16 protein-coding genes are annotated in these 20,407 nt (G+C 57.2%); 15 read left to right on the top strand and 1 reads right to left on the bottom strand.

The genetic code is table 11. From position 1 onward, the window contains the following. The first annotated feature begins 8 nt into the window (after window positions 1–8). The 13 genes from ftsL to lpxC all read left to right on the top strand — a co-directional run bounded on the left by ftsL (window position 9) and on the right by lpxC (window position 15,531). The gene (ftsL, locus tag LZP73_RS17785; protein ID WP_234236290.1) at window positions 9–323 is read left to right on the top strand and encodes a cell division protein FtsL; all 315 of its coding nucleotides are present in this window, start codon (window positions 9–11) and stop codon (window positions 321–323) included. Window positions 324–335: 12 nt separating this feature from the next. Beyond that, window positions 336–2,072 (top strand): peptidoglycan D,D-transpeptidase FtsI family protein, encoded by a 1,737-nt coding sequence (locus tag LZP73_RS17790; protein WP_234236291.1) that lies wholly within the window; start codon window positions 336–338, stop codon window positions 2,070–2,072. Continuing rightward, entirely contained in the window at window positions 2,069–3,547 is a 1,479-nt protein-coding gene (gene murE, locus LZP73_RS17795; RefSeq protein WP_234236292.1) for a UDP-N-acetylmuramoyl-L-alanyl-D-glutamate--2,6-diaminopimelate ligase, read from the top strand. Before LZP73_RS17790 ends, murE begins: the two co-directional genes overlap by 4 nt. After that, window positions 3,544–4,926: a UDP-N-acetylmuramoyl-tripeptide--D-alanyl-D-alanine ligase gene (locus tag LZP73_RS17800; protein ID WP_234236293.1), complete on the top strand. Its 1,383-nt coding sequence runs from the start codon at window positions 3,544–3,546 to the stop codon at window positions 4,924–4,926. The genes murE and LZP73_RS17800 overlap by 4 nt, the downstream gene beginning before the upstream one ends. After that, window positions 4,927–6,009 carry a phospho-N-acetylmuramoyl-pentapeptide-transferase gene (mraY, locus tag LZP73_RS17805; RefSeq protein ID WP_169565111.1) on the top strand — a complete coding sequence of 361 codons (1,083 nt, stop codon included), beginning with the start codon at window positions 4,927–4,929 and terminating at the stop codon, window positions 6,007–6,009. Between the two features lie 6 nt (window positions 6,010–6,015). Next, the gene (gene murD, locus LZP73_RS17810; protein ID WP_234236294.1) at window positions 6,016–7,335 is read left to right on the top strand and encodes a UDP-N-acetylmuramoyl-L-alanine--D-glutamate ligase; all 1,320 of its coding nucleotides are present in this window, start codon (window positions 6,016–6,018) and stop codon (window positions 7,333–7,335) included. Next, window positions 7,325–8,539 carry a cell division protein FtsW gene (ftsW, locus tag LZP73_RS17815; protein WP_234236295.1) on the top strand — a complete coding sequence of 405 codons (1,215 nt, stop codon included), beginning with the start codon at window positions 7,325–7,327 and terminating at the stop codon, window positions 8,537–8,539. The genes murD and ftsW overlap by 11 nt, the downstream gene beginning before the upstream one ends. Further along, on the top strand, window positions 8,539–9,648 hold the full coding sequence (gene murG, locus LZP73_RS17820; protein WP_169565114.1) for an undecaprenyldiphospho-muramoylpentapeptide beta-N-acetylglucosaminyltransferase: 1,110 nt from the start codon (window positions 8,539–8,541) through the stop codon (window positions 9,646–9,648). The genes ftsW and murG overlap by 1 nt, the downstream gene beginning before the upstream one ends. Next, the gene (gene murC / locus LZP73_RS17825; protein ID WP_234236296.1) at window positions 9,645–11,111 is read left to right on the top strand and encodes a UDP-N-acetylmuramate--L-alanine ligase; all 1,467 of its coding nucleotides are present in this window, start codon (window positions 9,645–9,647) and stop codon (window positions 11,109–11,111) included. Before murG ends, murC begins: the two co-directional genes overlap by 4 nt. Before the next feature lie 111 nt (window positions 11,112–11,222). Then, window positions 11,223–11,987 carry a cell division protein FtsQ/DivIB gene (locus LZP73_RS17830; protein WP_234236297.1) on the top strand — a complete coding sequence of 255 codons (765 nt, stop codon included), beginning with the start codon at window positions 11,223–11,225 and terminating at the stop codon, window positions 11,985–11,987. 3 nt (window positions 11,988–11,990) lie between these two features. Further along, complete coding sequence (gene ftsA, locus LZP73_RS17835; protein WP_169565117.1) at window positions 11,991–13,226, top strand: cell division protein FtsA; 1,236 nt, start codon at window positions 11,991–11,993, stop codon at window positions 13,224–13,226. A gap of 32 nt (window positions 13,227–13,258) precedes the next feature. Then, entirely contained in the window at window positions 13,259–14,434 is a 1,176-nt protein-coding gene (gene ftsZ / locus LZP73_RS17840; RefSeq protein WP_234236298.1) for a cell division protein FtsZ, read from the top strand. 176 nt (window positions 14,435–14,610) lie between these two features. Beyond that, window positions 14,611–15,531, top strand: a complete 921-nt coding sequence (gene lpxC, locus LZP73_RS17845) for a UDP-3-O-acyl-N-acetylglucosamine deacetylase (protein ID WP_169565119.1) — start codon at window positions 14,611–14,613, stop codon at window positions 15,529–15,531. A 7-nt stretch (window positions 15,532–15,538) separates the two neighbouring features. On the opposite strand, the gene LZP73_RS17850 is transcribed toward lpxC, so the two are convergent. Further along, window positions 15,539–15,991, bottom strand: coding sequence for a DUF721 domain-containing protein (locus LZP73_RS17850; protein WP_234236299.1), 453 nt, complete (start codon window positions 15,989–15,991; stop codon window positions 15,539–15,541). 27 nt (window positions 15,992–16,018) lie between these two features. On the opposite strand from LZP73_RS17850, the gene LZP73_RS17855 reads away from it, so the two are divergent. Both LZP73_RS17855 and secA read left to right on the top strand, forming a co-directional pair. Beyond that, complete coding sequence (locus LZP73_RS17855) at window positions 16,019–16,918, top strand: M23 family metallopeptidase (RefSeq protein ID WP_234236300.1); 900 nt, start codon at window positions 16,019–16,021, stop codon at window positions 16,916–16,918. A 60-nt stretch (window positions 16,919–16,978) separates the two neighbouring features. Continuing rightward, window positions 16,979–19,702 (top strand): preprotein translocase subunit SecA, encoded by a 2,724-nt coding sequence (secA, locus tag LZP73_RS17860; RefSeq protein ID WP_234236301.1) that lies wholly within the window; start codon window positions 16,979–16,981, stop codon window positions 19,700–19,702. Window positions 19,703–20,407: the final 705 nt, after the last annotated feature.

The following is a 20,407-nucleotide window of genomic DNA, read 5'->3' on the forward strand; positions in this document are numbered from 1 at the left end:
GCCTGCTCATGTCCAAGCCTCAGCTCAATCTGACCCGGATAATAGTGCTCGACCTCTGGCGCCATAAGTGGGTGCTGGTGGTCGCGACTCTGGTGCTGTTGAACGCCATCCTGGTGGTGTACACCAGCCATGTGAGCCGCAAGCTGACGACCCAGTGGGATCAGCTGCTGCAGGAGCGGGACAGATTGGACATAGAGTGGCGTAACTTGCTGTTGGAAGAGCAATCTCTGGCGGAACACAGTCGCATAACCCGAGTAGCAACCAAAGAACTGAATATGAGTCGACCCTTGCCCAGCGAAGAAGTGGTGGTCAGGCTCCCATGAGAACAGGAAGTCATGAGTAAACAGGCAAAGCGCAAACAGAAACCCGAGCTGATCCATTGGCGACTCTATGTCGTCGTGGGCTTGGTTTGCCTCTTGTTTGTCAGCCTGATAGGTCGTGCCGCCTACATACAGATCATAGAGCCGGAGAAACTGCGTCACGAGAGTGACATGCGCACCCTGAGAACCACGAGTCGTGAGGTGCAGCGGGGACTCATCACCGACAGAAACGGCGAGATGCTGGCCGTGTCCGTGCCCGTGCGCGCCGTGTGGGCGGATCCCAAGCAGGTGCATGACAAGAATGGTTTCGCCGACATGCGCCGCTGGCAGGCCCTGGCGGATGTACTGCATGAGCCAGTCGATGACATACTCGAGCGGGTCAAGAGCAACCCCAAGAGACGTTTCACCTACCTCAAACGCCAGGTGACCCCCGGCGTCGCCGATTACATAAGTCAGCTCAAGTTGCCCGGGGTCTTCCTCAAGTCTGAATCCAGGCGCTATTACCCGGCCGGCGAGATCGCCGCCCAGCTGATCGGCATCACCAACATAGACGATATCGGCATCGAAGGCATAGAGAATACCTACAATTCCTGGCTGACGGGGACCCCGTCCAAGCAGAAAGTGCGCAAGTCCCGTGATGGTCATGTGGTCGAACGCCTGGACATAGTGCAGGAAGGCGAGAGTCCGAACGATCTGGTGCTCAGCATAGACCAACGCATTCAGCAGTTGGCCTATCGCGAGCTCAAACGCGCCACGGAAATGAACCGGGCCACCTCAGGCTCTGTGGTGGTGCTGGATGTACATACGGGTGAGGTGCTGGCCATGGTCAACACCCCTTCCTACAATCCCAACGCCAGGGAGAAACTGAAGCCCTATCGCATGCGCAACCGCGCCATGACAGACACCTACGAGCCGGGTTCTGTGATCAAGCCCTTCGTGGTGGCGGCGGCGCTCGAAGCGGGCACTGTCAAGCAGGACGAGGTCATCAAGACCTACCCAGGCCTGATGCGCATAGGCGGCAAGATCGTCCGTGACAGCCGCTATTATGGCGATATGTCCTTGGCCGAGGTTTTGGTGCACTCGAGCAACGTCGGCATGACCAAGATAGCCTTGTCCATGCCGGTACAGCAACTTCTGGGTTACCTCCAGTCGGTGGGCTTGGGCAATTATTCAGGCATCAATCTCGCGGGTGAGAGCGCCGGGCTTATCCATGATCGCCGGCGCTGGTCCGAGTTTGAACGTGCCACCCTGTCTTTCGGCTATGGCCTGACGGTGACGCCGCTGCAGTTGGCGCGCATGTATGCCGTCCTGGGCAGCAAGGGCGTGCTCTATCCAGTGTCTATCCTCAAGCTCAAACAAAAACCCCAGGGCGAGCAAGTGATCTCGCCGGCCGTGGCCCAGAGCGTGATGCATATGCTGGTTGGGGTCACTCAGAAGGGCGGCACCGCGACCCAGGCTCATATCGACGGCTATCCCACGGCCGGCAAGACGGGAACGGCACGCAAGGCCGTCGCCGGCGGTTACGGCGATGACTATGTGGCCCAGTTTGCCGGAGTCGCGCCTGTGAACGATCCCAGGCTGGCGATAGTCGTAGTGATTAATGAGCCCAAGGGCGACAAGTATTATGGCGGCGATGTTGCCGCCCCCGTGTACGCCGCCGTGATGTCCGGGGCGTTGCAGATGTTAAACGTTGAGCCAATGACTGCGAAAGCGCAAGTGCAATTGGCCGGAATTCCGAGGAGTGCAGAATGATATTATTGCGGGATCTGCTGGCGCCTTGGTTTCATTATCCAGGACCCGAAAGCGTTAACATGCTGACATTGGATAGCCGTGCTGTGGTGCAGGGAGGCCTGTTTGTGGCCATTCCCGGCCATAAGGTCGACGGCCGTCAGTTTGTGGACCAAGCCCTGGCAAGGGGCGCCCTGGCCTTGGTGCATACGGATGATCCTGATGCGCATGGCCGGGTGAACCGTACCGCCGGCGCGAGCGGGCGGGGCATAGAGATAGCTTTCTTTCAGTTGAGCAGGCAGTTGTCTGCCCTGGCGGCGCAGTTTTATCCCTTGCACCGCAGCTGCAAGCTGGTCGGTATCACAGGCACCAATGGCAAGACCTCGGTCAGCCAATTGCTCGCCCAGCTGGTGAGCCTTGCCGGTGACCGCGCCGCTGTGATGGGCACCCTGGGCAATGGCCTCTGGGGAGAGCTGGTCGACAGCGGCAATACCACGGCCGATGCTATCACCCTGATGCAACAACTGGCCCAATTCGAGGCCAGGGGCGCCAAGGTCTGTGCCATGGAGGTCTCCAGCCACGGCCTGGTGCAGGGACGGGTGGCGGCCGTGCCTTTCGATACCGCAGTATTCACTAATCTGAGCCGGGATCATCTTGATTATCATGGTGATATGGATGCCTATGCCCTGGCCAAGAGACGTCTGTTCGGTTTCACCAGCCTGCAGCATGGGCTGATCAACCTCGACGATGCCGTCGGCCTCGACTGGTTCCGCGCCCTGAACGATAGCAAGATCTTGGGCTTCAGCACGGCGGGGCAGCCACAGGCGAGCTTCTTCACCAAGGATGCCAGCTTCCATGAACATGGCGTCGAGGCGACGCTGGTGTGGCCCGAGGGTGAGGCCAGGCTGGCATCGCCCCTGCTCGGCGCCTTCAACCTGTCCAACCTGGTCGCCGCCGTCGCTGCCCTGTATCTGCAGGGCTATGACATGCATCAGCTGTTGAGCCTGGTGCCGGAATTAACCCCGGTTCCCGGCAGGATGGAACGTTTCACCACTGCGGCCGGGGTGACTCTGGTGGTGGATTATGCCCATACCCCGGACGCCATAGCGCAGGCCCTGCAGGCGCTCAGGGGCCATTGTCCGGGAGAGCTCTGGTGTCTGTTCGGCTGTGGCGGCGAGCGCGACAAGGGCAAGCGGCCATTGATGGCCAAGGCCGCCGAGGCCTTCGCCGACAGGTTGATGATCACCAGCGACAATGCCCGCAGTGAAGCGCCGCAAGCCATAATCGCCGACATATTTTCAGGTTTGAGCCGGCCCGATGCCGCCCTGAGCGACATAGACAGAGTCAGCGCCATCAAGCGGGTGCTGGCCCTCGCCAAGGGCGGCGATCTGCTGCTCTTGGCCGGTAAGGGCCATGAAACCTACCAGGAAATCGGCGGTGTGCGTCTGGACTATGACGAGCGCGCCCTGGCGCGGCAATTGGCGGAGGGTTCCCTATGATCCCCATGATGCTCTCACGCCTCTGCCAACAGCTGGATGCCAGGCTCGTTGGCAAGGATTGGGCCGCCAACGAGCGGCAGATCCGCAGTCTCAGCAGCGACAGCCGTAACCTGGGCCCGGATTGTCTGTTCGTGGCCCTCAAGGGCGAGCGTTTCGACGGTCATGATTTCGCGGCCACCGCCATGGCCAATGGCGCCAGCGCCTTGCTGGTGGAGCGGGAATTGCCTCTGGCATTACCGCAAATCCTGGTGCCCGATTGCCAGCGCGCCATGGGGGCCATAGGCGCCTATGTGCGTGACAGTGTCGCCCCAAGATGTGTGGCGCTGACCGGCTCCAACGGCAAGACCAGCGTCAAGGAGATGATCGCCACCATACTGTCGCAGCATGGCCGGGTGCTCTACACCGCGGGCAATTTCAACAACGAGATAGGCGTACCGCTCACCCTGCTCAGGCTGACCCCGGGCGATGAATTCGGGGTGTTCGAGCTGGGGGCGAATCATAAGGGGGAGATAGATTACACTTCTTCTCTGGTTAAACCCGAGGTGGCATTGGTCAACAACATAGGGGATGCCCATCTGGAAGGGTTCGGCTCCAAGGCGGGAGTCGCAGCGGCCAAGGCGGAGATCTTCAATCACCTGCAGCCCATGGGGACGGCCGTCATCAATGCCGATGATGAGTTTGCCGCCCTGATGCGTACCCAAGCCAAGGCTTACCGTCAGCTGGATTTTGGCATGGCCACCCCCGCCGCCGTGATGGCGACGGCGCTGAGCGCCGATGCCGAGGGCCGCTACAGCTTTACCCTCGAGTATGACGGCCAGTCGGTTGCCGTCAGCCTGCCGCTGGCGGGGCGGCATCAGGTCGGCAATGCCCTGGCGGCCACCTGTGTCTGCCTGGCACTGGGCTTGAGTCTGGCGCAGATAGCCACAGGGTTGGCGCTGTTGCAGCCGGTCAAGGGCCGCATGTTACCGCACCGGCTCGGCCGGGTGCTGTTGGTGGATGACAGCTACAACGCCAATCCGAGTTCCGTAGGCGTTGCCATAGACTGGCTCAGGGAAATGAGTGGCCATCGCTGCTTGGTGCTGGGCGATTTAGCCGAATTGGGCGACAATGCGCCACTTTTGCACTCAGAGCTGGGGCTGCTGGCGAAACGCCGGGGCATTGACGCCCTCTTCTGTGTCGGCCGGCTCAGCCGCGACACCAGTCTGGCATTCGGCGCCGAGCATAATCACAGCATGGATGAATTGCTTGGCAAATTAATCAAACACATAAATCAGTTACCTGGTCAGGTAACAGTATTGGTCAAAGGATCCCGCAGCGCCGCCATGGAGCGCGTTGTCGAGGCCTTAACAGTCGCTTTCGAGCGCGGGGAGTTAGTGTAGATGCTGGTTTATCTGGCCGAGTATTTAACCCAGTTTTATTCCGGGTTCAACGTATTTTCTTATGTGACCTTCAGGGCCATTCTCGGCCTGTTGACGGCCATGGTGTTCAGCCTATGGTGGGGGCCCAAGTTGATCGAACGTCTGCAGATACTGCAGATAGGTCAGGTGGTGCGCAACGACGGTCCCGAATCACACCTGAGCAAACGTGGCACCCCCACCATGGGCGGCTTGTTGATCCTGGCGGGCATCTTCATCAGCGTCTTGCTGTGGGGCGATCTCGGCAATCGTTACGTGTGGGTGATGTTGTTCGTGCTGGCCAGCTTCGGCCTGATAGGTTTCATCGACGACTATCGCAAGGTGGTGCGCAAGGATACCAAGGGGTTGATCGCCCGCTGGAAGTATATCCTCCAGTCCCTGGCCGCACTGGCGATCGCCTTCTACCTGTATGCCACTACTGTGCATCCGGGGGAAACCCAGCTGGTGGTGCCTTTCTTCAAGGAAGTGATGCCGCAACTGGGGATCGCCTTCGTTGTGCTGGCCTATTTCACCATAGTGGGCGCCAGCAATGCGGTGAACCTGACCGATGGCCTGGATGGTTTGGCTATCATGCCGACCGTGATGGTGGCCGCCGCCTTCGCCCTGATAGCCTATCTCTCGGGTCATGTGCAGTTCGCCAGTTACCTGCATATCCCCTATCTGCCGGGTTCCGGCGAGTTGGTGATCGTCTGCACCGCCATAGTGGGCGCAGGGCTGGGATTCCTCTGGTTTAATACCTACCCGGCGCAGGTCTTCATGGGAGATGTCGGCTCCCTGTCGCTGGGCGCGGCATTGGGCACCATAGCCGTGTTGATCCGTCAGGAAATCCTGCTGGTCATCATGGGCGGGGTGTTCGTGATGGAAACTGTATCTGTGATCCTCCAGGTGGGCTCCTATAAGCTGCGCGGCCAGCGTATCTTCCGCATGGCGCCCATTCACCATCACTACGAGCTCAAGGGTTGGCCGGAGCCGCGGGTGATAGTGCGTTTCTGGATCATCTCTTTGTTCCTGGTATTGCTTGGCTTAGCCACGCTGAAATTAAGGTAAAGCGTCATGGCGGACAGATATTCACACATAGTGTTGGGTTTGGGGGCGACCGGGCTCTCGGTCGTGCGCTATTTGTGTGGCCAGGGGATCACGCCCTTGGTGATGGATAGCCGCCGTCAGCCGCCAGGTGCCGAAGCCTTGGCGGCCGAATATCCCGAGGTGACGCTGCACGCCGGCGGCTTCGATTGTCGTTATCTGGTGCAAGCCAGTCAGATCATCATAAGTCCTGGGATCGCCGTCGATACCCCGGAAGTCCAGGCCGCCATCGACATGGGCATAGAAGTCATAGGGGACGTAGAGCTGTTTGCCAGAGCCCTGGCCGAGCGCGAGCCCTGTGTGCTGGCGATCACCGGCTCCAACGGCAAGTCGACCGTGACCACCCTGGTCGCGGAAATGGCCAGGGCCGGCGGCAAGAAGGTGGCTGTCGGCGGCAACATTGGCGTGCCCGCGCTGGACTTGCTGCGTGAGCCGGCCGACTTGTATGTGCTCGAACTCTCCAGCTTCCAGCTCGAGACGACCCATAGCCTCCGCTGCCTGGCCGCCACTTGTCTCAACATAAGTGAAGATCATATGGACAGATACACGGATATCGAGTCCTACCGCCAGGCCAAGCTCGGCTTGTATCCCCAGAGCCGGGTGGCGATCTTCAACCGCGACGATGCCATGACCCTGCCCAAGGAGCCCATGAATCAGTTGAGCTTCGGCCTGGGCGTACCAGAGAACGATGACTGGGGCATAGCCGGCGGCAAGCTGGTGCATGGCAGCAGCGAGATCCTCAGTTTGAGTGAAGTGGCGCTCATCGGCAGCCATAACCATGCCAACCTGCTTGCGGCCATGGCCCTGGTGGATCAGGCGGGTGTCGACCGCAGCGCCATGGTTGAGGTTGCGCGCCGCTTTAGCGGCCTGGCCCATCGTTGTGAGCTGGTGGCTGTGAAGGCCGGGGTCTCTTATGTCAACGATTCCAAGGCCACCAATGTGGGTGCCACGGTCGCCGCCTTGCAGGGGCTGAGCGATTATCTGGGGGATGTCATATTGATCGCCGGCGGTGATGGCAAGGGCGCCGACTTCGGCCCGCTGGCGCCGGCGCTCGCCAACGTCAGTCAGCTTATCACCCTGGGACGGGATGGCGGGCAGATCGCCGCCTTGAAGTCGGGAAGCCTAGAGGTCGCCACCATGGCCGAGGCCGTTGCCAAGGCCGCCGAGCTGGCGAGCTCGGGAGACATAGTGCTCTTGTCTCCCGCCTGTGCCAGTCTGGACATGTACGCGAATTTCATGGCCCGTGGCGATGACTTCAGGCACTTGGTGGAGGCATTGAATGACGACTGATGCGCGCCAACTCAGCCTGTTTGCCGGGCGCCTCAAGTGGGCCTGGCCCAACTTGCTGCGGGATAACGAAGCGCCGGGGGCGCAGCTGTACGACAGAGCCTTGCTGATGGCGATTCTGTCGCTGATCAGTTTCGGCTTCGTCATGGTGATGTCGGCGTCCATGCCCGAGGCGCAGACGCTGACGGGGAATCCATTCCATTTCATGGGGCGGCATATCCTCTACCTGATTGGCTGCGTCATCATAGCCACCCTGGTGCTTAAGATAGAGATCCACAGGTGGCAGCAGCTCAGCCCGGTGATCTTGTTGGTGGTGGGGCTGATGTTGGTGGCGGTGCTGCTCGTCGGCACCAGTGTCAACGGCGCCACCCGCTGGCTCGCCATAGGACCCGTGCGCATTCAGGTCGCCGAGGTGGCCAAGTTTGCCTTCGTGGTATACATGGCCGGTTATCTGGTCAGGCGCCACCAGGAGCTGAGGGAAAATTCCAAGGGTTTCTACAAGCCGATCGCCGTCTTTGCCGTGTACGCCATCCTGATCTTGATGCAGCCGGATCTCGGCACTGTGGTGGTGTTATTCGTCGGTACCGTCGGCCTGCTGTTTCTGGCGGGGGCCCGTCTGCTGGACTTCTTCGCCCTGATCCTCGCCGGAGTGATGGCCTTCGTCGCCCTGGTATTGCTCGAGCCTTACCGCATGCGCCGGGTGACGTCCTTCCTCGATCCTTGGCAAGATCCCTTCGGCAGCGGCTACCAGTTGACTCAGTCGCTGATGGCCTATGGCCGCGGTGACTGGCTGGGGCAGGGGCTGGGCAACAGCATCCAGAAGCTGGAATACCTGCCCGAGGCCCATACCGACTTCATCTTCGCCATCATAGGTGAGGAGTTGGGCTTCATCGGCATCATAGCCGTGCTGTCCGTGTTGCTGTTCGTGGCGCTGCGGGCGATCCGCTTGGGCAACCTCTGCCTCAAGACGGAAAATGCCTTCGAAGGCTATCTGGCCTACGGCATAGGCATCTGGATCTGTTTCCAGACTGTGGTCAATGTCGGCGCCAGCATAGGCATGTTGCCGACCAAGGGGCTGACCTTGCCCTTCATCAGCTATGGCGGCAGCAGCCTGTGGGTGATGACGGCGGCGGCCATGTTATTGCTGCGAATCGATTTCGAACGGCGTCTGAGTAAGGTGCAGGCCATTCAGGGGAGAGTAAACTAATGGCTGATATCCTTAGCGAAGACAAACGTATTCTGGTGATGGCCGGCGGCACGGGCGGACATGTGTTTCCCGCCCTGGCGGTCGCCAAGCACTTGGCCAAGCGTGGCTGGAAGGTGCGTTGGTTAGGCACGGCCGATCGCATGGAGGCCAGATTGGTGCCTCAACATGGCTTCGATATCGACTTCATAGATATCAAGGGAGTGCGTGGCAATGGCTTGGTGCGTAAGCTGGCCGCGCCCTTCAAGGTGCTGCGCTCTATCGCCCAGGCGAGGAAGGTCATAAAGGAATTTAACCCGGATGTGGTACTTGGCATGGGCGGTTTCGCCAGCGGTCCAGGCGGGGTCGCCGCGCGGCTCTGCGGCATTCCTCTGGTGCTGCATGAGCAAAATGCTATCCCCGGGATGACAAACAAGCTGCTGTCACGCATAGCAACCCGGGTGCTGTGTGCCTTCGAGAATACCTTCGCAGCTTTGAATGTGAAGGCCGAGGTGGTGGGCAACCCCATCAGGCGGGAGCTTATCAACTTGGGCAATCAACCCAGGGTAAGCGGTGACGATGCCCTCAGAGTGTTGGTCGTAGGCGGCAGCCTGGGGGCCAAGGTCTTCAACGATCTCATGCCGGCGGTCGTGGCCGCCATGAGCCAGCAGCACTCAATCACAGTCTGGCATCAGGTCGGGCGCGACAATTTGCAGCGGGTCAAGGCCGAATACCAGCAGTTGGGTCAGGATGGCGGCGTCAATGTGGCCGAATTTATCGACGACATGGAAGCGGCGTATCGCTGGGCCGATGTGGTCTTATGCCGTGCCGGTGCCCTGACAGTCTCTGAGCTGGCGGCGGTTGGCCTGCCCGGGGTGTTGGTGCCTTACCCCCATGCCGTCGACGATCACCAGACCCGTAACGCCAAGGTCCTGGTCGATGCCGGTGCCGCCTTCTTGTTGCCGCAGGCCATATTGGATGTAGAGCAATTGGTGGGCAAGTTGCACTTGCTCGCCAGTGACAGAAACGAATTAGCCCGTATGGGCCAAAGAGCGCGAGATGTTGCCGTACTCGATGCGACCGAACGTGTCGCCGCCGTGTGCAGGGATCTTGCCGGGAAAAAACACCAATGACAAAAACAGAAAAATACGCCCAGTTGCGCACCATGATCCCCGAGATGCGTCGCATCAAGAGGATCCACTTCGTCGGTATCGGCGGCGCCGGCATGGGCGGCATAGCCGAAGTACTGCTCAACGAGGGCTATCAGATCAGTGGCTCGGACATAGCCCAGAATGCGGTGACCGAGAGATTGGCGGCCCTGGGGGCGCAGATAGTCATAGGGCATCAGGCTCTGAGCGTGCAACAGGTGGATGTGGTGGTGGTGTCGACCGCTATCAACCAGGAAAACCCGGAGATAGTCGCCGCCAGGGAGCTGCGGATCCCCATAGTCCGCCGGGCGGAAATGCTGGCGGAGTTGATGCGTTACCGTCATGGGGTGGCGATTGCCGGTACCCATGGCAAGACCACGACCACCAGTCTGATCGCCAGCGTCTATGGCCAGGCGCAGCGGGATCCCACTTTCGTGATAGGTGGCCTGCTCAACAGCGCCGGCACCAATGCCAGGTTGGGCACCAGCCGCTATCTGATCGCCGAGGCCGATGAGAGCGATGCCAGCTTCCTGCATCTGCAGCCCATGGTCAGTGTGGTGACCAACATAGAAGCCGACCATATGGATACCTATGGCGGTGACTTCGAGAAGCTGAAGTCTACCTTCGTGGATTTCCTGCATAACCTGCCGTTCTATGGCGTGGCCGTGGTCTGTATCGACGATGAGGTGGTGCGCGAACTCATGCCGCGCGTAGGTCGCCAGTTGGTGACCTACGGCTTCAGTGAGGATGCCGATGTCAGGGCGCTGGATTTCAGCCAGCAGGGTCATCAATCCCGCTTCACCGTCAGGCGCAAGGGGAAGGAAGATCTGAGCTTGGTGCTGAACCTGCCGGGGCAGCACAATGTGCTCAATGCCTTGGCGGCGATTGCCGTGGCGACCGAAGATGAAATAGATGATGCCGCCATGGTGCAGGCATTGGCCGAATTCCAGGGGATAGGCCGTCGTTTCCAGCATCTGGGCGAGTTTGCCACCCCAAATGGCGCCGTGATGTTGGTCGACGACTATGGCCATCACCCGAGTGAAGTGGCCGCGACCATCAGGGCGGCCCGTGCCGGTTGGCCGGATAGGCGCCTGGTGATGGCCTACCAGCCCCACAGGTACAGTCGCACCCGGGATCTGTACGAGGACTTCGTCGATGTCCTGTCCCAGGTTGATTGTCTCTTGCTGCTGGATGTCTATGCCGCCGGTGAGGCACCGATCCCTGGGGCCGATGGCCGGGCCCTGTGCCGCTCTATCCGTTTACGCGGTCAGGTGGATCCCATCTTCGTTGCCAGCCCGGAGCAGCTGGCGGGGGTCTTGCCGGATGTGCTGCAGGATGGGGATCTGCTCATGACTCAGGGGGCCGGAAATATAGGTGCCTTGGCGCGTCAATTGGCGACCTCGGAGCTGGGTTTTGCAATAAAGGTAAATGATAAAGAAATCGATTGATTTTTAATCTGTTAGCTTTTGGTGAAAACATATTTTGACCCTGGAACTCAGGTCTATATAATGACCGATTTTCTGTGGTTTTTGCCGGTGCTGAGTAAGGGTAGGTGAGCTGTGTCTTGGAGCGATAAGCGGCGACATTGGCAACAGAAGTTATTGCAGCTGGATTGGTATCTGTGGCTGGGGCTGGCGTTTTTATTTGCCGTGCTGCTTGGCCTTATCGCCGCCGGGCGCCAGTTGCACTCTGTGCTGAACGATGCAGATAAACTGCCCATAGAAGCCGTCGCCATCAAGGGCGAGCGCCTCTATACCAGCGATCGGGAGATCCAGCAGGCATTACAGAGCCTGATGCAACGCAGCTTTTTCAGCGCCGATGTGGCTCAGGTGCAGCAGACACTGGAAGCCTTGCCCTGGGTGTACAGCGCATCGGTCAGGCGCGAATGGCCGGCGAAATTGAAGGTCTACCTGCAGGAGCAGCAGCCGATAGCACACTGGAACGGTGATGCCTGGCTCAATGTCCAGGGCGAGGTATTTCAAGCCGCGGCGCCGCCTGGGTTGGAGAAGTTGCCCTTGCTGGCCGGGCCGGAAGACATGGGCAGCGAAGTGCTGACGACCTATCAGCTGCTCGAGTCGCTGCTGAAGATCAACGGCTTCGAACTGGCGAGTTTGAGCCTGAGCCCGCGCCATGCCTGGCACGCCATGCTGGACAACGGCATACTGTTGGATCTGGGGCGTGAGGATAATATGGCGCGAGTTCAAAGATTTATTGATGTTTACCCTATCCTGGCGAAACAGAGTAAGGCGATCGCCACGGTGGATTTGCGTTACGACACAGGGTTAGCCGTAGGCTGGGATGATGCACAACAAGAGAGCCGTTAAGTAATGACCAAGAACCAAGATAGAAATCTGATTGTTGGATTGGACATAGGGACATCTAAGGTCGCAGTGATCATAGGCGAAGTCATGCCCGACGGTGAGATCAGCATAGTCGGCTTGGGAAATCACCCTTCCAGAGGCATGGATAAGGGCGGCGTCAACGATCTGGATTCGATAGTGCGCAGCGTGCAGCGGGCACTGGATCAGGCCGAGTTGATGGCCGATTGCCAGGTGTCATCGGTTTATCTGAGCATTTCGGGCAAACACATAGCCTGCCAGAACGAGAATGGCATGGTGTCGATCAACGACGAAGAAGTGACCCAGGAAGACGTCGACAATGTGATTCATACGGCGAGATCCGTGAAGATCCCGACCGAGCGGCGGATACTGCATGTGTTGCCACAGGAGTATGCCATAGATGTGCAGGACGGCATCAAGAGCCCCATCGGCATGTCTGGCATGCGGATGGAGGCCAAGGTACACATAGTCACCTGTGCCAACGATATGGCCAAGAATATCACTAAGAGCGTCGAGCGCTGTGGCCTCAAGGTGGATGATCTGGTGTTTTCCGGCATTGCCTCGGCCGACTCAGTGCTGACCAATGACGAGAAAGATCTCGGGGTCTGCATCGTGGACATAGGTGGCGGCACCACAGACATAGCCGTCTATACCAATGGCGCCCTGCGTCACTGTGCCGTGGTGCCGGTGGCCGGCAACCAGGTGACCAACGACATAGCCAAAATTTTCCGCACTCCCTTGTCACATGCGGAACAGATCAAGGTGCAGTTCGCCAGCGCCCGCAGCGCCATGGTGAGCCGCGAAGACAGCATAGAAGTGCCTTCGGTCGGCGGTCGCCCTTCGCGGAGCATGTCGCGTCATACCCTGGCAGAAGTGGTCGAGCCAAGGTATCAGGAGCTGTTCGAATTGGTGTTGAAAGAATTGCAGGACAGCGGTCTGGAAGATCAGATCGCCGCCGGCATAGTGCTGACGGGCGGTACAGCCTCGATAGAGGGGGCCGTCGACATAGCCGAAGCGACCTTCGGCATGCCGGTACGGGTAGCGTCGCCGCTGCCGATCAAAGGTTTATACGAATATGTGGATCAGTCTATCTACTCGACCGGAGTGGGACTGTTGCACTATGGCGCAAGACGGGTCATCGAACGTCAGTTCGAGCGTCCCGAGCGTCAAGGGGTCACCAGTTTCTTGAATCGGGTCAAGAGCTGGTTTAAGGGTGAGTTTTAATTTCATAACGCAGGCATAACGGAGATCAGACAATGTTTGAGATCATGGATACACATTCAGACGACGCGGTGATCAAGGTCATCGGTGTCGGTGGTGGCGGTGGTAACGCCGTCGAACACATGGTGAAACACAACATAGAAGGTGTTGAGTTTGTAGTCACCAACACAGACGCCCAGGCGCTGCGCAAGTCGGCTGCGGGCTCAACCATTCAATTGGGTCGCGATGTCACCAAGGGCTTAGGCGCCGGCGCCAATCCTGAAGTGGGTCGTGCTGCCGCCGAGGAAGATAAAGAGAACATCCGCGCCGCCATCAAGGGCTCGGATATGATCTTCATCGCCGCCGGCATGGGCGGTGGGACAGGGACGGGAGCCGCGCCTGTGGTCGCTCAGATCGCCCGTGAAGAAGGCATTCTTACCGTGGCAGTGGTGACCAAGCCTTTTCCCTTCGAAGGCAAGAAGCGTATGGCCTATGCCGAGCAAGGCATAACCGAGCTGGCGAAACATGTGGATTCATTGATCACCATCCCCAACGAGAAGTTGCTCAAGGTCCTGGGCCGTGGCACTTCCCTGCTGGATGCGTTCGCCGCCGCCAACAACGTCCTGTTGGGCGCTGTGCAAGGCATAGCCGAGCTGATCACCCGCCCAGGCCTCATCAACGTCGACTTCGCCGACGTCAAGACTGTGATGTCCGAAATGGGTAATGCCATGATGGGCACGGGTGTCGCCCGCGGGGAAGACAGGGCCGAAGAAGCGGCCGAAGCGGCCGTCGCCAGTCCTCTGCTGGAAGACATAGATCTGGCCGGTGCCCGTGGCGTCCTGGTTAACATCACCGCCGGCATGGACATGAGCATCGAAGAGTTCGAGACAGTCGGTAATCATGTTAAGGCCTATGCATCAGACAACGCGACCGTGGTCGTGGGTGCCGTGATAGATCCGGAAATGAGCGACGAGCTGCGTGTGACTGTGGTTGCAACGGGTATAGGTGCCGAGAAGCGCCCGGATATCCAACTCGTGTCCAAGCCGGCGCCGCGTCCTGAGCCAGTGGCCATAGAGCCCAAGGTTGAGCAGTACGCCGAAGAACCGAGTCTGACTCAGGCTGCGCCTAAGGGTAATGTCGTGCCGGCAACCCAGTCGATACCGACACCGGCCGCCAAGCATGAGCTGGATTATCTGGATATTCCGGCGTTTCTGCGTAAGCAGGCGGATTAATAGGGCGGCATAGACATGATAGTTGCCACTGCGCGCTCGGGTTGATGGCCCGAAAGTGGTGGAATTTTTGTGAAATGCCAAACTTATGCTAATATCTTCGCCCAGTCGCGCCCTTGGTGGGCCGTTGCTGTGCGCAGACGTTAGGCTTTTTTGTTGAGATGAATACGGGTAACTGAATGATTTTTCAAAGAACTGTTCAAAAAATGGTGAAGACCACTGGTGTCGGATTGCATTCCGGCAACAAGGTGACTCTGTGCATCAAGCCCGCCCCTGTCAATACGGGTATCGTACTGGTACGAACCGATATGAGCCCAGCTGTTGCCATCGCGGCTAAGCCTGAGCAAGTACGGGAAACCACCATGTGTACGGCGTTGGTAAATGACCAGGGTGTCCGCATCTCGACCATTGAGCACTTGTTCGCCGCCTTGGCCGGCTTGGGCATAGATAACGCCGTTATCGAAGTGGATGCGCCTGAAATCCCCATCATGGATGGCAGTGCCAGTCCATTCGTATTCCTGTTGCAGACTGCCGGTATCCAAGAGCAGGCGGCTGCCAAGAAATACCTCAGGATCAAGCGCACGGTTCGCGTCGAAGACGGTGATAAATGGGCCGAGCTCAAACCCTTCAAGGGCTTTCGCGTTAATTTCGCGATCGATTTCAATCACCCTGAAATCGCCCGCAGCCAGCAGCATATGGTGATGGATTTTTCCACTTCCGCCTTTGTTAAAGACATCAGTCGTGCCAGGACTTTCGGTTTCATGCGTGATATTGAATATCTGCGTGCCAATAACCTGGCCCTGGGTGGCAGCATGGAAAACGCCGTGGTGCTTGATGAATATCGTGTCCTCAACCCCGATGGTCTGCGTTATGAGGATGAGTTCGTTAAGCACAAGATCCTGGATGCGTTCGGTGATCTCTATGTTGCGGGTCACGCCATAGTCGGCGAGTTCTGTGCCTACAAGACGGGCCATGCCCTCAACAACCAGTTGGTGCGGGCCCTGTTGGCCCAGCAAGATGCCTGGGAGCTGGTGAGTTTCGAGAAAGAGGCCGACGTTCCCGTCAGCTTCATGGTGCCGGGCGGCGCCGTACTGGCCTAGTTAAGAATTAAGATTGCCTATTACGGCTGGCTAATGCAGCCAGCCGTTTTAGTTTTTCACCCAGGGAACCTTCAACATGTTCCGCCAATGCCTCCAGATGTTCTGCGGCCACCGCACTCAGTTGATGCTGGGGAACCTTGGACTTGGGGGTGTACAAGGCTAATCCCGGGTTGACTTTCACTTCAATTGCGGTAAGCATTGGGAGCGTTTCGGTTTGCAGTTGCGTGAGTAACTTCGTCTTTTGGAAGTTAATTCTGGCAGCCCAGGCCGAGGTAGTAGTTTCAATAACAAGAACACCCTGGCGGAGATTGGCCACTTTAAGCTGCTCCGCGACAGGACCTGCCAGCATCTGTTTCACATGTTGATCCAGGTACAATAGCAGTTCCGCTTTCTCGGCAAGATCGGGTAATTTCCCCGATTGGTGTAACAGCTGGCTGAGATCCTGAGGGGGCTTTTTCATATGATAATAAGATGGCTGAATTAGGCTATGAGTGTAACAGTTTTTATTCAAGGTCGGAATGGCGTCAGCCGCTGGCAACCAGGTAAACGTTGGTTACTGCTGCCCATTCTGTTACTCGCTGCCGGTACCGGTATTTATCAACAGAATACTGAGCGCTTCGAGAGTCAGCAGGCCAGTGTCGATAAAGATCGTCTCGTCCGTGAACAACAAAAACAACAAGTCTTAGATCTCAAGAATGCCACCGAGTCGCAATTGGCCATGCTGGTGACCCATGTCGCCCGGATGCAGGCCAAGATTGCCCGCCTCGAGGCGCTGGGACAGCAAGTGGCGCAAAATTATCAGCTCGAAGAACAGTTCGATTTCTCGACCGAGGTCGGTATCGGCGGACCGAGTGATGTTGGCGCCAGCATAGAGCTTGGGCAACTTTTTGATGATATGAATGCCCTGGTTTCACGAATCGATAACAATAATGTTCAATTATCACTACTTGAAACTGTGGCATCTAATCTCCATATAGATGAAGAACGTTATATTTCGGGGCAGCCGATCAACAAAGGTTGGCTATCTTCCCCCTTCGGTTTGCGCAACGACCCCTTCAATGGCCGCAGAACCATGCATAAAGGCATAGATTTCGCGGGTAAAGAAGGCACGGAGGTCGTCGCGACGGCCGCCGGTGTCGTTACCTGGGCTGGCAAGATGTTTGGTTATGGTGAGTTGGTGGAAATCGACCATGGAAATGGTCTGCGTACTCGCTATGGACACAATAAGGCCTTGTCTGTGACAGTCGGCGATGTGGTTGCCAAGGGTGAAACCATCGCCAGTATGGGGAGTACGGGACGCTCGACCGGTCCACATGTACATTACGAAGTGTTGCGGGGTGGACAACAGATAGATCCACAGAAGTTTGTCTACCGCAAAGCAAGTTAATTAAAACTTTGGCTTCTTGATTCCATCATGGACTCGGCCTACAGATAATAAGTGATTCAGATGTTTGGTAAATTACTGACAAAAGTATTTGGTAGTCGCAACGACCGTACCCTTAAAGGCCTTTCTAAAATAGTCGCCGAGATAAATGCGCTAGAGGCGGATTACGAAAAGCTCAGCGACAGTGAACTGAAGGCCAAGACCGCCGAGTTCCGTGAGCGTCTGGAACAGGGGGCCTCCCTGGACAGCATCATGGCCGAAGCCTTCGCCACAGTACGCGAAGCCTCAAAGCGTGTGTTTGAGATGCGCCATTTCGACGTGCAGCTGCTCGGTGGTATGGTGCTCGACAGTAACCGCATCGCCGAGATGCGCACAGGTGAGGGTAAGACCCTGACCGCGACCCTGCCGGCCTACCTCAATGGCCTGACGGGTAAAGGCGTACACGTGATCACTGTGAACGACTATCTGGCGCGCCGTGATGCCGAATTTAACCGTCCCCTATTCGAATTCCTCGGTCTGACCGTCGGCGTCAATGTCGCCGGCCTGGGTCAGCAAGAGAAGAAAGACGCCTACAATGCCGACATCACCTATGGTACCAACAACGAGTTCGGCTTCGATTATCTGCGCGACAACATGGCCTTCTCTCCCCAGGAGCGGGTACAAAGACCATTGCACTATGCCCTGATAGATGAAGTCGACTCCATCCTGATCGATGAAGCCCGTACCCCGCTGATTATTTCGGGCGCGGCCGAAGACAGTTCCGAGCTCTATATTCGCGTCAACAAGCTCATTCCGCACCTCATTCGCCAGGATAAGGAAGACACGGAAGAGTATGTGGGTGAAGGCGATTACACCATAGACGAGAAAGCCAAGCAGGTGCACATGACCGAGCGCGGTCAGGAGAAGGTCGAAAATCTGCTGACCGAGGCAGGTTTGTTGGCCGAAGGCGATTCACTCTATTCCGCCGCGAACATTTCGCTGCTGCACCATATCATGGCGGCCTTGCGTGCCCATACCCTCTTCGAGAAAGACGTCGACTACATAGTCCAGGACAACGAAGTCATCATAGTCGATGAACATACGGGTCGTACCATGCCGGGTCGTCGCTGGTCTGAAGGTCTGCATCAGGCGGTCGAAGCCAAGGAAGCGGTGCACATTCAGAATGAGAACCAGACCCTGGCCTCCATCACCTTCCAGAACTATTTCCGCCAATATGAGAAGCTGGCGGGCATGACGGGTACGGCCGATACCGAAGCCTTCGAGTTCCAGCACATCTATGGTTTGGACACTGTCGTAGTGCCGACCAACCGTCCCATGATCCGCAAGGATATGGCGGATTTGGTCTATCTCACCGCCAGAGAGAAATACGCCGCCATCATTGAAGACATCAAAGATTGCCGTAAACGTGGTCAGCCTGTATTGGTCGGTACCATTTCCATTGAGCAATCTGAATTGCTCGCCGGCCTGATGCGTAAAGAGGAGATCCCGCATGAAGTGCTCAACGCCAAGTTCCATGAGAGAGAAGCCGAGATTGTTGCCCAAGCGGGCCGCTTAGGCGCAGTCACTATCGCCACCAACATGGCGGGCCGGGGTACGGATATCGTGCTCGGCGGCAACTGGAACATGGAAATAGATGCACTCGAGAATCCTACTGCAGAGCAGAAGGCCAAGATCAAGGCCGATTGGCTGGAGCGTCACGAAGCCGTACTCGCCGCCGGTGGTTTGCATATTCTCGGTACCGAGCGTCACGAGTCGCGTCGTATCGATAATCAGTTGCGTGGTCGTTCCGGTCGTCAGGGGGATGCGGGTTCATCGCGTTTCTACCTGTCGATGGAAGACAGTCTGATGCGCATCTTCGCCTCCGAGCGTGTGTCCGGCATGATGAAGAAGCTCGGCATGGAAGAAGGCGAGGCGATAGAACATCCTTGGGTGTCTCGTGCCATCGAAAATGCCCAGCGCAAAGTTGAGGCCCGCAACTTCGATATCCGCAAACAATTGCTCGAGTTCGATGATGTCGCCAACGATCAGCGCCAAGTGGTTTACGCCCAGCGCAACGAGTTGATGGATGCCGACAGCATAGAAGAGACGATTCAGAATATTCAGGAAGACGTTATCTTGGGTGTGGTCGAACAGTATATTCCGCCGCAGTCGGTCGAAGAGCTGTGGGATATCGCCGGCCTGGAACAGAGGTTGGCCCAGGAATTTGCCATCAAGCTGCCCATTCAGGAGTGGCTGGATAACGAAGACGATCTCCATGAAGAGACGCTGCGCGAACGTATCGTGAGCTTTTGGGTCAACGCCTACAAGGCGAAAGAACAGATGGTCGGCCCTCAGGTGTTGCGTCAGTTTGAAAAAGCCGTCATGTTGCAAACCTTGGATGGTCTATGGAAAGAGCATCTGGCGGCCATGGATCACCTGCGTCAAGGGATCCACTTGCGCGGTTATGCCCAGAAAAATCCTAAGCAGGAATATAAGCGGGAATCGTTCGAACTCTTCCAACAGATGCTCGATACCCTGAAACACGATGTCATCAGCATCTTGTCTAAGGTGCAGGTTCAGGCGCAATCCGATGTGGAAGAGATGGAAGAGCGTCGACGTCAGGAAGATGCCAAGATCCAGCGTGACTATCAGCATGCGGCGGCCGAGGCGTTAACGGGTGCCGTAGAGGGTGACGCCGTCGAGGCTCATACACCTGTTGTGCGCGAGGGTGACAAGGTGGGACGTAACGATCCTTGCCCTTGTGGCTCGGGTAAAAAGTATAAACAGTGCCACGGCAAGCTGAGTTAAACCGGCAACCGGGCTATTGTTCATGGAAAGCGACTCTTTGAGTCGCTTTTTTTATGGCTGGGGCTTTTGCCTGGCATGGGACCCATCCGCTTGGGAGCGCAGACAAGGGATGCGTCAGGGATTAACCCTCCTGAGCGCCGGGATTGTGGATAAGTCTGAGGATAACGGGTGGGTTGTATGTGCCTAATTCGGGTATAACAAAAAACCTCGATTTTCCTCAAAAAAGCCCTTGCGCGCCGGCCAAATCTCCCTATAATGCGCAACCACTGACACGGCAGACAGCGAAACGCGAGGCGTTAAGCAAATAGCGGTGACAGTTCATCGACTGATGTATATCAAGTAGATGGGCGGAAAAGAAGTTGAAAAAACTCCTTGACGCCAACCGGGAAATGCGTAAAATGCACGACCCTGAGCTGATGAAGCATCAGCCCCGACCCATTGCCACGCAGTGAATAAGGTCAACGCTCTTTAACAATTTATCAAGCAAATCTGTGTGGACACTCACAGGTGTTGAGTTAATCGAAATTGTCTCTCACGAGACAATCAAAATTTAAATCAACCAATTCTGTCACAAGAGTGATGAGTGTTCATAGCAATATGTACAAAGAGTCAATCGCAAGATTGATTCGAATCAGAATTCATTGAGCCGTTTCTTCACTCTTTATGGGTGAGAAGCAAAAAACTTTAATTGAAGAGTTTGATCAT

This window comes from Shewanella sp. AS16 (assembly GCF_021412365.1).
In the GTDB taxonomy this organism is placed as follows: Bacteria; Pseudomonadota; Gammaproteobacteria; order Enterobacterales; family Shewanellaceae; genus Shewanella; species Shewanella salipaludis.

Excerpts from the sequence above, each read along its gene's own strand:
- ftsL (WP_234236290.1), top strand. The coding sequence starts at position 9 with ATGTCCAAGCCTCAGCTCAATCTGACCCGGATAATAGTGCTCGACCTC.
- LZP73_RS17790 (WP_234236291.1), top strand. The coding sequence starts at position 336 with ATGAGTAAACAGGCAAAGCGCAAACAGAAACCCGAGCTGATCCATTGG.
- murE (WP_234236292.1), top strand. The coding sequence starts at position 2,069 with ATGATATTATTGCGGGATCTGCTGGCGCCTTGGTTTCATTATCCAGGA.
- LZP73_RS17800 (WP_234236293.1), top strand. The coding sequence starts at position 3,544 with ATGATCCCCATGATGCTCTCACGCCTCTGCCAACAGCTGGATGCCAGG.
- mraY (WP_169565111.1), top strand. The coding sequence starts at position 4,927 with ATGCTGGTTTATCTGGCCGAGTATTTAACCCAGTTTTATTCCGGGTTC.
- murD (WP_234236294.1), top strand. The coding sequence starts at position 6,016 with ATGGCGGACAGATATTCACACATAGTGTTGGGTTTGGGGGCGACCGGG.
- ftsW (WP_234236295.1), top strand. The coding sequence starts at position 7,325 with ATGACGACTGATGCGCGCCAACTCAGCCTGTTTGCCGGGCGCCTCAAG.
- murG (WP_169565114.1), top strand. The coding sequence starts at position 8,539 with ATGGCTGATATCCTTAGCGAAGACAAACGTATTCTGGTGATGGCCGGC.
- murC (WP_234236296.1), top strand. The coding sequence starts at position 9,645 with ATGACAAAAACAGAAAAATACGCCCAGTTGCGCACCATGATCCCCGAG.
- ftsA (WP_169565117.1), top strand. The coding sequence starts at position 11,991 with ATGACCAAGAACCAAGATAGAAATCTGATTGTTGGATTGGACATAGGG.
- ftsZ (WP_234236298.1), top strand. The coding sequence starts at position 13,259 with ATGTTTGAGATCATGGATACACATTCAGACGACGCGGTGATCAAGGTC.
- lpxC (WP_169565119.1), top strand. The coding sequence starts at position 14,611 with ATGATTTTTCAAAGAACTGTTCAAAAAATGGTGAAGACCACTGGTGTC.
- LZP73_RS17850 (WP_234236299.1), bottom strand. The coding sequence starts at position 15,991 with ATGAAAAAGCCCCCTCAGGATCTCAGCCAGCTGTTACACCAATCGGGG.
- LZP73_RS17855 (WP_234236300.1), top strand. The coding sequence starts at position 16,019 with ATGAGTGTAACAGTTTTTATTCAAGGTCGGAATGGCGTCAGCCGCTGG.
- secA (WP_234236301.1), top strand. The coding sequence starts at position 16,979 with ATGTTTGGTAAATTACTGACAAAAGTATTTGGTAGTCGCAACGACCGT.